We start from the raw sequence: 13463 nt of genomic DNA, 5'->3' as shown, positions 1-13463 counted from the left end.
TGAACTGCGCGCTTTCGTGACCTACGGCAAATGGAACGATGCGGCCACCGCCTCGGTCAACGCGTCGAACAACGGCGGCCCGATCTACAACAACAATACCAGCGGCACGTCCTACGGTTTCCAGGTCGAGACGTGGTTCTAAGCCAGCTTAGCTAGCGCCAGAAACCAAAAAGGGCGGAACCGCGGTTCCGCCCTTCTCTGTTTACATTACCGGATTCACCTTACGGCAGCGCCACCGGCAATTCCGGATACTCTTGCGTCAGCGCATACTTGGTGCCGCCCACGGTGACCGTGTAGTTGGCAGGTCCCGAGATCGGCAAGCGGTAATTCAAGGTCAGCGCCACGGAGCCGCCCGGCGCCAGCGATTGCCAGGCGGGAATCGCAAAGCGGGCCCGGTTGTAGTTCTTCGTGAAGCCGCCGATATTGTTCGGCCCCGTGTAGCCGGCATTGATCACCGTCAAGCCGAAGCCGGACTGGTCGCTCATGTCCGACGGCGCCGAGACGGGATAATCGAACTCCACCACGGTGCCGCCCGGCAAGGTCGACGCCGTGTTGTTCTTCACCGTCATCACCGGATTGATGGGGAAGTTGTTGTCGCCCAGCTTCCAGCCGCCCAGGGTGATGCTGACATTGGCCGCCGTGCCCGGCATGGCGATTTCAGCGCGTTTGTTGCCATACGCGCCGGCCGTGCGGAAGGCCTGGTACAGCACGTCCGTCAGGGTGGTACCCATGAAATACTCGCCCTTGCCACCGTTGCGCGTGGCATCCCAGGCATAGTCGCCCGCCATTTCCCAGATCATCACGCCACCGATATTGTTGTTGACGATGTACTGGGCCTTGGCCGCGATCGATTGCGTGGTTTCCGTGGAAATGAATACTTTCTTGGTCGCATTCCACAGCCACGGCGCCACCATGGTGCTGCTGTAGTACGGCACATACGTGCCCACCAGCGCCTTGTCCGTGACTTTATAGGCATCCAGATAGCTCGGCACGATGCCGTTCTGCAAGTTCAGCGCGTGCCAGATGGGGTTGCCGCCGCCTGGCGTCGGTTTGCCCTGCGAATCCAGGTCGTACCACACGTTGTCGATGCCGGTGGCGCCCGTGCCGCACGTCTTGGTGCCGGCACAGGTGACCGTGGAACTGATCAACGGCGTCGTGCCCCACAAGCCATTCGTGCCACCCGTCACATCCTTCCAGCCCCGCGTGTAGAACGGCACGCCGATATTGATGCGCCCCGCCTGCATGGCGCCACGGTAATAGCGGTAGGCCCAGTCCGTATTCAGATAGCCGATGTTCTGGAACTGGTAGGCGTTACCGGCGCGCAACTCACCGTCGTTGCCGTCGTCAAACAGCGCCGCGTTCGGTCCCACGTACTGGTTCCACGCGCCGTGCAAGTCATACGACATCAGGCTGGCGTAATCGAGATATTTCAATCCCGACATGTTTTCCTCGCCCCGCAAGACCCAGCCCGAGGCCGAGCCGGCAATGGTCAGCAGGTAATACTTGTTGTCCTGCACTGCCGCTTCGTCGAGCTTCTGGCGCAGCACCTTCAGCAGCACGTTGTAGCTCGTCATCAGACCGGCCAGGCGCGGTTTCGAGACGGCGAAGTCGTTCGGATTGCCCGCTTCATTGTTGGTGGTCGGATGTTCGTAATCGACATCGACGCCATCGAAGAAGTTGTATTGGCGCACAAAGGCCACCATGGAATCGGCCAGGGTGTTGATGCCGGCCGTGTTGATGCTGCCGTCCGCGTTCGTCGTGGCCGTATAGAAGCCGCCGCTGCCGGCCCAGCCGCCCACGGAAATCATCAGTTTCACGCCCGGATACTTCTTCTTGTATTGCGACAGCAAGTTGAAATGGCCCTTGTACGGCAGCGACGGGTCCATGGCGGCGGCAGGCACGTTTGGCCACGTGAGGCCCGTATCGGGATTGGCCGCGCCGCTGCCGATGGCGATTTTTGACGTGGCCGGATCGACGGAGGCAAACGCATAGTTCAAGTGGGTAATCTTGTCCCACGGCAAATTGTTCACCAGGTAAGTCGGGCTGCCATCGACGCCCGTGCGCCAGCTGGCGAAATAGCCGACGATGCGCCGGTTCAAGCCATTGCCCAGCACTTCGCGGCCATTCGCGTCGTACACCTTGCAATACGGCACATTCGGCACGGCCGAAATCAAGCCGTCCGGACGGCAAGCCGTGGGCGTGGGCGTCGGTGTCGGTGTCGGTGTCGGCGTCGGTGTCGGTGTCGGTGTCGGTGTCGGTGTCGGTGTCGGTGTCGGTGTTGGCGTTGGTGTTGGCGTCGGGGTTGGCGTCGGGGTATCCGTCACGGCCCATGGGCCCCACTGGTCTGTGGCGCTGGGGACATTGCCCTGCGTCCACCACTTGGCCTTGTAGGTGACGCCCTGGTACAGCACGCACTGGCCGCCCGTGTAGACGGTGGCGGCATCCCAGACGGCGCACGCTTCCGCGGCGGCCAGCAAGGTGTTGGGCGTGGCGGTCGTGCCTTCCTGGCCGCCGCCGCAAGCGACGAGCACGCCGCTGAGCAGGGCCATCAATAATGCATTCGATTTCATGTTGTATTGGTCTCCGTTATGGTTGTACAGGTTGTACGTTGTGAGCTGTTGCAGGCCCCTGAAGGGGCTCTTGTCAACTGTTATCCCTGGCCGGCTATTCCTGCATTTACTGCTACTGCAACTTCACATTCCAGTTGGCTTCCACGCATTTCACGTAGTTTCCGGCCAGCAAGGCGCTGTACGGGGTTTGGTAACTGACCAGCTGGCATTGGTTCTCGCCACCCGCGCTCCAGTTCTTTTCCCAATAGATGTTGTAGGAGGCGGAACTGGCCGGGGTAAAGCGCTGCATGTTGGCGCAAGACAATTGTTCGCCGGAATAATCCCAGCCCATGTCGGCGGCAAACTGCTTGTAGTAATCGATGCGGTTCTGCGCGGCCTGCTTTTCCGTGCCCTGCCCGCATTCGGCGTTGATGATCATGATGGTGGTGGCAAAGTTATTGCCGGCGCCAGCCGTCGTATCGGCCGCGTTCGGCACCCACGTGCCATCGAGCACATGCAGCATCGACGGTTTCGGCGGTTGCGGATAAACGAAGAAGAACGTGGCCGACGCCAGGTTCAGCCACGTCGAGGCCACCAGGTCCGGATTTTTCAGCAGCACGGATTGATCGCCGTCATGCATGGCTTGCGAAAACGGTCCATAGTTGTAGTTGTACGACAGCTGCTTGGCGCCACGGCCGAAATACTTCTTGAAGCTGCCGTCGGCGTTCTTGCCGCAGGTCCACACCTTGTTGAAGACAGGGTCGGCGCACTCGACGTTGTAGCCGCAGCCGGCGCCCGTCTCGTCGCAGCCCAGTTCGCGCAAATACTTCAAGCCCTGGCGCCATTGCGGCAGCGGGCTGCTGGCGTTGTGGTCGCCCGTTTCCTGCCCGAAATGGGCAAACATGGTCGCCAGGCTGTGGCGGCAGATGGCGTCCGCATTGCGCCCGTCGCTGTAGTCGTCGCACACGGCGGGGAACTTGGCCACCGCTTGCAGGAAGCGCTGATACGTATAGCTGGCGTCGCGCGCGGCAAAATAGTAATCCCACTTCGCCGCCGGCAGCAGGCGCTCGACCCGCTTGACGTTGAGGGGATTACTGGTCAGGCCCGGCTGCACGGCTTCGACGGCCGCATTGCCCAGGGTGCGGATCGAGGCCTTGACCTTGCGAAAGAAATCGTTATTCGTCAGCGCCGCCTCGTTGGCCTCGGCCTGGGCCTTGGTGGGGATGCCGGGCGTAGGCGTGGGTGTCGGCGTGGGAGTGGGAGTCGGTGTGGGAGTCGGAGTCGGTGTCGGTGTCGGCGTGGTGCTATCGAGGCTCCACGGTCCCCACTGGTCGTTGTTCGGCGCCGTGCCCTGCACCCACCATTTGGCCCGGTACACCTTGCCGTCGTAGACGGCGCATTGCCCTGCCGTGTAGACGGCCGCCGCGCTCCAGGCCGCGCAATTGTCGCTGGCGGCCGTGGCGGCCAGCAGGGTCGATGGTGGTTCGGTGGTGGAATTGCCGCCGCAAGCGAGCAGCGCGCTGCCCAGCAGGCCAGCCATCAAAGGCGAGGCCAGCCGGCTAATTTGCCGTGTCTTCACAATGTCTCCTGAACGTTATACGAAAACTATCGAAGTAGCTTTTATGTTGTACGTAAAGAAAGCACAGCGAAGCGTCGGCTTTCTGCACAGAGAATGCGACGCTAAAAATTGGTAGTCAAGTGGTTTTATATAACGGTGTTTTTTACAATACCAGTGCATGCAACCGCCGCGTTGGCAAGCGAGGTAGCGGCGAATAGGGGACGTAAAAAAAAGCCCGCTGCATGATGGCAGCGGGCAATACCGCGCAGGACGGGTGGCGGCAAGTGGTATTAAGGGTCGCCGCGCGTCTGAGACGAACTTATCTGTTCAGCACGTATTTCGCCAGGGTCGCCGCATCGGCTTCGCTGAGCTGGCTGAATGGCGGCATGGGCACGGGGCCCCATTTGCCGGCGCCGCCACTGCGGATGTTGGCCGCCACGGCGGCGATGCCATCCTTGCCCTTGTACCTGGCCGCCACTTCCGCAAAGCCGGGGCCGACCACTTTCTGGTCGAGGGCGTGGCACGCCATGCAGCCATTCGCCGCCAACAAGGTTTTGACATCCTTGCCGCCGGTAGCCGGGACGGCGGCTGCCACGGGTTTGGCGACGGCGGCGACAGGCATGGCGGCGCCCCGCTCCGCGCCATAGGTTTTTACCAGGTAATCGACCATGGCCGGCACGTCCGCGTCGTCAAACTGGGCGCCGAACGGCTTTTTCATCTTCTTGACGGTCGCCTCCCAGTAGGCGCGCGGCGAGGCGGGCGGCTGGGTCGATGCGTACTGGGCCGCATGGCACGTCATGCAGTTGCGCAGCACCAGCTGGTAGCCAGGCAATTCGCTGGGTTTGTAGGTCGCCGTTTCCGGCGGCAAGTGGATGTCCAGCGCGCACGCGCCGCCCGCCGCCGACAGTGCCAGCGCGGCAAGTAATATCTTCATATGGTTCTCCTCAGACTGCCTGGATGCGCGTGGTTTCCACCACGTTGCGCATATAACCCATGGGATTCCACAGGGCTTTCATGGGCTGGCTCTGGCCGATGCGGTTGACTGCGCGCACCATCAACACATGCTTGCCCTTGCGCGGCGCCTTCATGACCATCGTCCACTCGCGGAACGAAAAGCGTCCCAGGTCCTTGCCCAGCCTGGCCTCCTGCCAGCTCTGGCCGCCATCCACCGAGACGGTCACCTCGCTGATGCCGTGGCCGCTGTCAAACGCGATGCCGCGCAGGGCCAGGTCGCGTCCTGCCTTCACTTGCGCGCCATCTTGCACGCTGGTAATGAAGGAGCGCACGTTGAGGCGGCTGATCGGCGTCGTCTTGCCCACGGGCGCGCCCGGTTCGATGAAGCCGGAACCATTGTCGGGAATGCGGTAGCCCGTGCTCATCCAGAAGCCGTCGAAGGGCTTGTCCAGCACGGTGATGTCGCTCAGGTGCTTGACCCAGTACGTGCCGTAATAGCCGGGCACGATCAGGCGCAGCGGGTAGCCGTTCAGGAAAGGAATGTCCTCGCCATTCATGGCCCAGGCCAGCATGACGTCACCCGCCATAATGTGCTCGACGGACAAGGCCTTTTGAAAGTCGGGACCGTCGCCCACGGGCGGCGTTTCCAGGCCATTGAAGGCCACTTGCACGGCATTGGCCGCGATGCCGGCCTTTTCCAGCACGGTTTTCAGGGGGATGCCCGTCCAGCGGGCATTGCCCATGGCGCCATTGCCCAGCTGCCCGCCATTCGCACGGGGGGCGAAAAAGCCGCGGCTGTTGCCCGAACATTGCGTCACGGCCACCACGTCGACGGGCTCGGCCAGCTGCTTCAGTTCCGCCAGCGACAGTTCCAAGGGCGTCTTGACGAGGCCGGCGATGCGCAGCCGGTAGCTGTCGCCGTCTATGCTGGTGGGCAAGCCGCTCCAGTGATAACGCACGAAAAATGCATCATTGGGCGTGATCGCGCCTTCATTGAACACGCCGAACGGCGTTTCCAGCTGCGGCGGACGGCTGGTCAGCAGAATCAGCGGGCGCTTTTGCGGGAAAGTCACCAGTTCGCGTTCACCGTTTTCAAACGGCAAGGTGACGGAAGCGGCCAAGGCTGACCCAGGCCCCGCCACTGCGGCGGCGCCCAGGGCGGCCGTCGTGCGCAGGAAGCGGCGCCGGCCTGCGGGCAACAAGGTCGTGTCAGACATGTTTGAGCTCCACTTTGGTGTCGGCGGGGGCGCCGCCGTTGCGGTCGTCGTTGACGAGTTTCTTGATGTAGTACATGACGCTCATGATGACCACGCTCAACAGGCCGAACCAGAACGACACGCGCTGCTCCGTATCGGACGACACGCTCATGGCGCCCAGGATCACCAGCATGGCGATGATGGTGAAATACGTCAGGTAGGGGAATAGCCACATGCGCACCTTGATGCGTTCCGGGCATTCGCGCTCCAGGCGGCGGCGCAAGCGCAATTGAGATATCGCAATGAGCAGGTAGACGAACAGGATCAGGATACCGTAAGAGTTGACGATGAAGGGGAATACGAGGTCGGCCGACACATACGAGACGGCAATGGCAAAGTAGGCGAACAGGGTGCTGAACAGGATGGCGCGGATCGGCACGCCGTTCTTGCTCAGCTTGACCAGGCCAGTCGGCGCATCGCCGCGGCGCGTCAGCGCAAAGATCATGCGCGACGAGGCGTATAGGCTGGAATTCAAGGCCGACAGTACGGCCGTCAGGATGATGGCGTTCATGATGTGCGCCGCATACGGGATGTTCATGACGGTCAGGGCGCTGACGAAAGGCGTGGCGATGGCCGGCGAATCCCAGGGCACGATGCAGACGACGACAAACATGGAGCCCACATAGAACATCAGCACGCGCGTGATGACGGAATTGGTGGCGCGGGCGATGGCCTTGGCCGGGTCCGACGTTTCGGCGGCGGCGATGGTGACGATTTCGGCGCCCGAATAAAAGGCCGTGGCGGCGACGGCGCCGCTGAGCACGGGGCCCCAGCCATGCGGCATGAAGCCGCCGTTGCTGGTCAAAAAGCCCAGGGTCGGGATGCTGTTAGGCAAGCTTCCCGTGATGAACAAGGCGCCGACAAACAGGAAGACGACGATGGCGACCACCTTGATCGAGGCGAACCAGAACTCGAATTCGCCAAACGCCTTCACGGAGAACAGGTTCAGGATGGTCATCGACACGAGCAGCACGAGGCTGATCGACCACGACGGCACGTCGGGCAGCCAGAAGTTGACCAATTTCGCACCGGCAATGGCTTCCAGGGCCACGACGACGACCCAGAAATACCAGTACATCCAGCCGCTCATGAAGCCGAGGAATTTCGACACCTTCGGCTTGTCGTCGAAAGCCAGGCGCGCATATTCGTAAAAGGAGCCGACCACGGGCAGGGACGAGGCCAACTCGCCCAGCATGCGCATGATCAGGACGACGAGGCCGCCCGTGAGCAGGAAGGAAAGGATGGCGGCCGGGCCGGCGGCCTTGGCGATGACGCCGCTGCCGACAAAGAGGCCGGCGCCGATCACGCCGCCGATGGCGATCATGCTCATGTGGCGTTGCTTGAGCGAGTGCTGCAAGCCGGTACTGTTATGCGATTCGCTAATCATGTTTTGTCTCCTGAAAATCTCTGAAGCTCGGTGCGCCCTGCCTGCTGCGGCTTGATCTTGCCGCGCGGCTTTGTTTTATTTAGGCAACACCGTCAAGCAGCATCGATACATCGTGTGAATCAGTCTGGTTGGCCGCATTCCATAAGTCAATCTGGAAATGCAGCGGCCCGGCGCGGCGCCCAAGGGGCAAGCGCGCTGGAGGGTAAGTACGGCTTATTGCGGATTAAAAAAAGGGAGCGGCGGCAACACTTGTGGCGTGCGCGCCACTCCCAGGAACGTCTTACACCTTGCCCTTCCATGGCACGAGGGTACGTTCGAGGTAACGCATCATCAAATCAAACAGGAAAGCGAAGAAGCCGATCACGATAATGCCCATGATCACCACGTCGCTGGCCAGGAACTCGGAAGCGCTGAGCACCATGTAGCCGAGGCCGCGCGTGGCCGCCACCATTTCGCCCGCCACCAGGGTGGTCCAGCCCACGCCGATGCCGATGCGCATGCCGGTGAGGATTTCCGGTATCGCCGCGCGCAAAATCACGTGCACGATCACCTGGAAACGGGTAGCGCCCATCGAGTAAGCCGCATGGATTTGCTCCAGTGAAACAGAGCTGACGCCCGCGCGGGCCGCGATCGCCATCGGCGCGAAGATGGCCAGGAAGATCAGGTAGACCTTCGAAAACTCGCCGATGCCGAACCAGATGATGACCAGTGGCAAGTAAGCAAGCGGCGGCAATGGACGGTAGAACTCGATCAAGGGATCGAAGATGCCCCGCGCCACGCGGTTGACGCCCATCATCACGCCAACGGGAATGGCAAACAGGCAAGCCAGGCCAAAGGCGCCGAACACGCGCACCAGGCTGGCCACCGTGTGTTCCCACAGGGTGGCTCCGCCGAAACCGGTGGTGGCCGCCATGATGAATTTTTCATACACGGCTTGCGGCGAAGGTAAAAACAAGGGTTTCACCATGCCGCTGGCCGTCACGCCAAACCACAGCAAGAGCACGGCGATGACGGTGACGGTGGCGATGCGGCTGGAATTGCCCTGCCCCGGCGCGCCGAACGCTTCGCCCGGCATGGCGCAGCGGGGGGCGAACAGGCGGCCGAAGAAGCCGGCGCGCTTGGCGGTGGTGGGAGGAAATCCCACGACGGATGGGCTATGCATGGGACACCTCCAGCTCTTTATTGACGGCGCGCTCGTCGCCATAAATGATGTTGAGCACCGTTTCGCGCATCTTGATGAAGTCCGGGCTTGATTTCACGGCGCGCGCATCGCGGCACTCGAGGAAGCGCTTGTTGAAATCGAGTTCATACGTGTGCGTGATGCGGCCCGGACGGGGCGACATGACGATCAGCCGGTTCGCCAGGAACAGCGCCTCGTCGACGCTGTGGGTAATGAAGAAGAACATGGTGCTGGACTTGGCCCAGATATCGAGCAGCAATTCCTGGATGGTTTCGCGCGTGAGCGCATCGAGCGCCGCCATCGGTTCATCCATCAGCAGCATGGCGGGATTGCTGGTCAGGGCGCGGGCGATGCCCACCCTTTGCTGCATGCCGCCCGACAACTGATAAATCATATTGTCGTGAAAGTCCTTCAAGCCCACGAGCGCCAGGTTTTTCGCCGCCTGTTCGCGCCGCACGGCTTTCGGCACGCCTTGCAGCTTGAGGCCGAATTCCACGTTTTCCATCACGTTCAGCCATGGCAGCAAGGCATGTTTCTGGAACACGACGCCACGGTCGGCACCCGGCCCTTCCACTTTATTGTCGCCGAGCATGATCTCGCCCTTGGAGGGGGCGATAAATCCCGCCATCAGGCTCAGCAAAGTGGTCTTGCCGCAGCCCGAGGCGCCCAGCGCGACGACAAAGTCGCCGCTATTGATGGTCAGATTGATATTATTTAAGGCATGCACGCGTTCACCGGCCGTCTTGCCCGGATAAATTACGCTGACATCCTTGACGTAGAGATTTTCCATCATGTGCCCCGCATAGGTGTAGTCACTTCAGTTCAACGCACTCTGTTCAGTCAGCGCGCCCGCAGGCGCGCCATCGCACAACGTTTACTTCAGCAGGCCGGCGGCCTGTGCATACCTGGGTGTCACATATTTGGCGTAGTCGCTTGCCAGGGTGTCGATCTTGCCTTCGCCCTTCAGGAATTGCGCCGTGGCCAGCAAGGCTTGCGCCACGCCGCCCTTCGCGCCGCCACCGAGCCAGGCCGGCGAAGCCTGTTCCTGCAGCGAGGGATAGGCATACAGGGCCACGGAAGCGGCCACGTCCTTGGCAGCCGCGCCCGAATGCTTGACGTTGGCTTTCACTTGCGGCGAATCAATGGTCCACGCCTTCGGATTGGCGCGGTAGTCGGCGTCGGCAGCGGCCATCACCTTGACGAACTTGGCCATGAAGTCCGCATTCGCCTCGCCCCAGGCGCGCTCGACGGCCATGCCGTCAAACGTGGCCTTGCCCTTCTTGCTCAGTTCTCCGGAAGTGACGAGCACCTTGCCGTTTTGCTTGAGTTTGCTCAAGGCCGGGTCCCACACGAAGGCCGCGTCGATGTCGCCCCGCTCCCAGGCGGCGGCGATCTGGTTCGGCTGCATGTTCAGCAATTTCACTTCCGTGGGCTTGATGCCCCACGTTTCCAGCGCAAACATGGTGTGGAAGTGCGTGGTGGAAACGAATGGCACGGCAATCTTCTTGCCGCGCAAGTCCGTGGGCTTGGTGATGCCGGCGCCATTGCGGGCCACCATCGCTTCGGCTTCGTTGATGTCGTCGATGATCCAGAACAGCTGCAGGTCGACGCCGCGGCTGACGGCCGCCGTCAGGGGGCTCGAACCGATGACGCCGATCTGCACGTCGCCGGACGCCATGCCGGTAGCCACCTTGGCGCCCGAATCGAATTTGCGCCAGTTGATTTTATAGCCGGTGGTTTTTTCCACTTCGCCGCTGGCAATCGCCACCAGGAAGGGACCGTTGATTTCCTGGTAGGCAATCGTCACTTCCTTGCCTTGCGCGAAGGCCGTGCCGCTGGAAGCGGCGACGACACCCAGCACCAGGGTGCCGAGGACGGCGCGGCGCATCGTTGAAAATACCGTGTTTTTGCTCGTGTATGTGTTCATGTCTCACTCCAAGTTATTGTTATGTGTGAACGTGCGGGCAATCTCATCCCTTGCGGGAGGCGCCGTTGGTTGCTCTATGTCAACTCATACGGCGGCTTAGTACGGCTACTGCTATTACTATTTAAAACACTTCATCCTTCAAGTGATACCAGCGGTACAGGAAGCGCTGGCCCAGGCGGCGGAACGGGGCGAACGCTTGCGATTCGACCAGTTCCATCATGTTCGGGTACGGCAGTTTCGAATTGAAGATCGGCAAGCCCGTGTCGCTGGCCTTGCCCGCGATGCGCTCGGCCATGCGCCGGCCCGCCTGCGCCGAGTACATGACGCCGTTGCCGCCGTAGCCGAGCGAATAAAAGATCGATTGCTTCGGGTCCGGTTGCACGATGCGCGGCATCATGTCGTGGCTGACGTCGACCCAGCCCCACCACGAATAATCGATGCCGATCCCCGTCAGCGCGGGGAACTTGCGGTGCAGATCGTTGATCAAAAACTGTTTGTATTTGTCGTCCGGCGCGTCGGCGCCCGTGATGGCGCTGCGGCTGCCGATCTGTACGCGGTTGTCCGGCATCAAGCGGTAGTAGTGGCGCAAGATGCGCGTATCCGTGATCACCTGATGGGTGCGGAAGTTGCACGCCTCGATTTCCGCCGGGGTCAACGGGCGCGTGACGAGGGAGTTCGACAGAATCGGCAGCAAGCGGTTCTTCACTTGCGGATGCAGGTGCGGCGAGGTGTAGCCGCCCGTGGCCACGGCCACGGAACGGGCACGCACCACGCCGCCCGGCGTTTGCAGATAATGCACGCCATTGCGCGTTTCCCAGCCCATCACGGGGCTGGATGGATGCACCTTGGCGCCCAGCGCGCGCGCCTTGCGCAGGTAGCCGAAGGCCAGCTTGCCCGCATGGATGCCGATGCCTTCCGGCTCGTGCAGCGCGCCGGCCGCTTCCTTGTCGTCGACGTACTCGCGCTTGACGGTGTCGGCGTCGAGGATGCGGGCGTCGTACTTGAAGATCTCGCGCATGACCTTGGCTTCTTTTTCCAGCGCGGGCATGGCTTTCGCCTTGTGGGCGATGTACAGGTGGCCGCCCGGCTGCGGGTCGCAATCGATGTCGGCCGTGATCTTCTTGAACGTTTCCATCGCGTCGCACACTTCCGCGTGCAGTTTCAGGGCCGTGTCCAGGCCATAACGGTCTATCCACTGCGAACGCTTCAGGCGGCCCGTCGTGCACTGGGCCTGGCCGCCATTGCGCGTGCTGCAGCCCCAGCTGACCCGGTTCGCTTCCAGCACGGTGGCCTTGATGCCGTGTTCCTGGGCCAAAAAGATGGCGCAGGACAGGCCGGTAAAACCCGAGCCGATGATGGCCACGTCGACGTCGATGTCATGCGTGATGGGGCCGTCGTCGGCGGGCGGCTCGCCGGCCGTGCCAATCCAGTAAGTGGGCGCGTAGGCATTGCCGTGGCCGGGGCGCTGGGCCACCAGCGGATCGAAGGCGGGATCGTAGGGCGTGCGGGCGGCGGTGCTGTTGCCCATTACGCCAGGCGGGGTGTCGACAGGTTTGTTCATGGTCATTCCTGGTGAACGTGCTGGCTCAGACTGTGACGACGGGTGGGCGATCCTTGCGGAAAGCATTCTTGACTGCGATCTTGCCGTCGCGGAAGGTGAAGATATCGACCATGCGCGCTTCGATGCGCGTGCCGTCCGCCTTGGTGCCGGCAAAGGTCGACTCCGTCACGCCGCGTTCGCCGCTGACGAAATGCACGGGGTTGAGCCAGGCGGCATCAGGGAAGGTTTGCCAGGCCAGCTCGAAGCCGGCGCGCACGGCGTCGCGGCCGATGAAGCTCTTGCCCAGAAGTTCCGGACCGGCGACGGCGTGGAATTCGCAATCGTCGGCCATGGCGGCCATCAGGGCCTCGATATCGTGGCGGTTCCAGGCATCGCCGAACGCTTGCAGGAAGTCCGTGGTGACGGCGTCAGTGTGCGGTACAGGGTGGTTCATGGTTGTCTCCGTAAATCGTTTTTGATACGCTACGTTCCGTTTTTTGTCTTTTATTGAATTTAAGCCTTAAGCATGGCCTTGTCAAATCAAATAATTCAAAAAACGGGACGCCTTGTATTCTTTAATGAAATTATGATGCTTTCGTGACAATCTGTGAGAATTTGGTCACAGCCCATTCCCACAGGCTGGCTCACTTAATTAAACATAGTCTTTGTACTTGTCCAGGTGACGGATCGGTTTGCTCAGCGCATCGCGGCGGAACGGGTCGCCCAGCTCGCGCGTGCACATGATTTCGATGATGGTGGTCTTGCCTTCATTCATCTGCATGTCGATGGCCTTTTTCAGGGCCGGGCCCACGTCTTCCAGCTTGTCGACCGTGATGCCTTCGGCGCCCATGGCCCGCGCGATTTCCGCGAAGCTCTGGTTGTCGAGTTCCCCGGCGACGAAGCGGCGGTTGTAGAAATCCACCTGGTTTTTCTTTTCCGCACCCCACTGGCGGTTGTGGAACACCACGGCCGTCACGGGAATGTTGTGGCGCACGCAGGTCATCGTTTCCATCAAGCTCATGCCCCAGGCGCCGTCGCCCGCATACGACACGGCCGGACGGTGCGGTGCGGCCACTTTCGCGCCGATGATGGTCGGAAACGCATAACCGCAG

General features: G+C 61.5%; 12 protein-coding genes. 1 reads left to right on the top strand and 11 read right to left on the bottom strand.

The window, feature by feature from the left end; translation table 11 throughout:
- Positions 1-4: 4 nt before the first annotated feature.
- Positions 5-142 carry a carbohydrate porin gene (locus NCG91_RS27590; RefSeq protein WP_258001197.1) on the top strand — a complete coding sequence of 46 codons (138 nt, stop codon included), beginning with the start codon at positions 5-7 and terminating at the stop codon, positions 140-142.
- Between the two features lie 79 nt (positions 143-221).
- On the opposite strand, the gene NCG91_RS27585 is transcribed toward NCG91_RS27590, so the two are convergent.
- From NCG91_RS27585 to NCG91_RS27530, 11 genes are all read right to left on the bottom strand, one after another.
- Entirely contained in the window at positions 222-2570 is a 2349-nt protein-coding gene (locus NCG91_RS27585) for a chitinase C-terminal domain-containing protein (protein ID WP_285817250.1), read from the bottom strand.
- Between the two features lie 112 nt (positions 2571-2682).
- Positions 2683-4128 (bottom strand): glycoside hydrolase family 19 protein, encoded by a 1446-nt coding sequence (locus NCG91_RS27575; RefSeq protein ID WP_251352012.1) that lies wholly within the window; start codon positions 4126-4128, stop codon positions 2683-2685.
- Positions 4129-4426: 298 nt separating this feature from the next.
- Positions 4427-5041: a SorB family sulfite dehydrogenase c-type cytochrome subunit gene (gene sorB / locus NCG91_RS27570; RefSeq protein WP_251352010.1), complete on the bottom strand. Its 615-nt coding sequence runs from the start codon at positions 5039-5041 to the stop codon at positions 4427-4429.
- A gap of 10 nt (positions 5042-5051) precedes the next feature.
- Entirely contained in the window at positions 5052-6278 is a 1227-nt protein-coding gene (sorA, locus tag NCG91_RS27565; protein WP_251352009.1) for a SorA family sulfite dehydrogenase catalytic subunit, read from the bottom strand.
- Complete coding sequence (locus tag NCG91_RS27560) at positions 6271-7704, bottom strand: amino acid permease (protein ID WP_251352007.1); 1434 nt, start codon at positions 7702-7704, stop codon at positions 6271-6273. The genes sorA and NCG91_RS27560 overlap by 8 nt, the downstream gene beginning before the upstream one ends.
- Before the next feature lie 280 nt (positions 7705-7984).
- Entirely contained in the window at positions 7985-8779 is a 795-nt protein-coding gene (locus NCG91_RS27555) for an ABC transporter permease subunit (RefSeq protein ID WP_058049276.1), read from the bottom strand.
- A gap of 79 nt (positions 8780-8858) precedes the next feature.
- Positions 8859-9674 (bottom strand): taurine ABC transporter ATP-binding protein, encoded by an 816-nt coding sequence (locus NCG91_RS27550; protein WP_070219220.1) that lies wholly within the window; start codon positions 9672-9674, stop codon positions 8859-8861.
- Positions 9675-9758: 84 nt separating this feature from the next.
- A complete protein-coding gene (gene tauA / locus NCG91_RS27545; protein WP_077401866.1) occupies positions 9759-10811 on the bottom strand; it encodes a taurine ABC transporter substrate-binding protein in 1053 nt (350 codons plus the stop codon).
- A gap of 121 nt (positions 10812-10932) precedes the next feature.
- Entirely contained in the window at positions 10933-12372 is a 1440-nt protein-coding gene (locus tag NCG91_RS27540; protein WP_251352006.1) for an NAD(P)/FAD-dependent oxidoreductase, read from the bottom strand.
- A gap of 25 nt (positions 12373-12397) precedes the next feature.
- Positions 12398-12805 (bottom strand): nuclear transport factor 2 family protein, encoded by a 408-nt coding sequence (locus tag NCG91_RS27535; protein ID WP_034788413.1) that lies wholly within the window; start codon positions 12803-12805, stop codon positions 12398-12400.
- A 198-nt stretch (positions 12806-13003) separates the two neighbouring features.
- A partial coding sequence (locus NCG91_RS27530) for a thiamine pyrophosphate-dependent enzyme (protein ID WP_251352004.1) occupies positions 13004-13463 on the bottom strand: 460 nt, incomplete at its 5' end.

The organism is Janthinobacterium kumbetense (assembly GCF_023703445.1).
Classification (GTDB): Bacteria; Pseudomonadota; Gammaproteobacteria; order Burkholderiales; family Burkholderiaceae_D; genus Janthinobacterium; species Janthinobacterium kumbetense.
Note: the sequence above shows the minus strand (reverse complement) of the source record. Positions and strands in the feature narration are given on the sequence as shown.